Genomic DNA, 1,189 nt, shown 5'->3' on the forward strand with positions numbered 1-1,189 from the left:
TCAAAACCCATCTCACGAAACGCCAACCCCACCGGCACATCCACCACCGACGCAAAACCGAGAACAGACGCCACTTCGCCCCGGATCTCGTCCGAGATGGCCGATACGGCCTGGCTCCGCGAGAGTCGGTTCAGCCGGCTCCGGACACCCCCCGTCGCGGGTCCACGTCCCCGGCGGTTGCGGGGCGATCCGTCGCGTACCAGCTCGCGCAGCACCTGTGGCACCGTCGTCGCGGAATCCCAGGCGTGCCAGTCCCAGCGGGCGGCCATCGTCACGGCGTCGGGCACCTCACGCGCCGCGCCGAGCAACGCCGTCCCTTCGGTGGCGGAGAGTCCGGTGACTCCGCCACGGGACATCCGGGCAACGTCGCCCTCGCTCAGCTCACCGGCCATGCCACCGGAGACACCCCACAGGCCCCAGGCCACCGACTGGCCCACCAGTCCGCGAGCGCGACGCTGCTGCATCAGGCCGTCCAGGAACCCGTTCGCCGCCGCGTAGTTCGCCTGCCCCGGCGAACCGACCACGCCGGCCAGTGACGAGAACACCTGGAAGAACGACAGGTCCATGCCCTGCGTCAGCGCGTGCAGCCACCAGGCACCGCCCGCCTTGCCGCCCATCACCGCACCGACCTGCTCCGGCGAGAGGGAGTCGATCACGCCGTCGTCCACGACTCCGGCCGTGTGGACCACACCGGTCAGAGGATGCCCTGCGTCGACCGCGGCAAGAGCCTCCTCCACGCCGGCCCGCGACGACACGTCCGCCGCCACCACCCGAACCCGAGCACCCGACTCCGTCAGCCGCTCCACCTGCTCCGCCACACCGTCGGACATGCCCCGACGGCCCGCGAGGACCAGATGCCGCACACCACACACCGACACCAGCCACTCGGCGACCAGCCCACCCAGCGCACCCGTGCCACCGGTCACAAGCACCGTCCCGTCCGGGTCGGTCGGGACGGGCAGCGTCAGGACGTTCTTGCCGACGTGTCGGGCCTGGCTGAGGTGGCGGAACGCGGCGGGCGCCTCGCGCATGTCCCACGCCGTCATCGGCAGGAGCGCGAGCCTTCCCTCCGCGAACAGCGCGAGCAGCACGGAGAGCATGTCCCCGATCCTGGCGGGCTCCGGTTCGGAGAGGTCGAAGGTGCGGTACCGGACTCCGGACGGCAGCGAGGCCGCCTCCCGGACATCGG

At 71.5% G+C, this 1,189-nt stretch carries 1 protein-coding gene; it reads right to left on the minus strand.

The window, feature by feature from the left end:
• The coding region (locus E0F75_RS39710) for a beta-ketoacyl reductase (RefSeq protein ID WP_229315912.1) at positions 1-1,091 on the minus strand (1,091 nt) is incomplete at its 3' end.
• Positions 1,092-1,189: the final 98 nt, after the last annotated feature.

Source organism: Streptomyces sp. CB02980, from assembly GCF_014451325.2.
Taxonomy (GTDB): Bacteria; Actinomycetota; Actinomycetes; order Streptomycetales; family Streptomycetaceae; genus Streptomyces.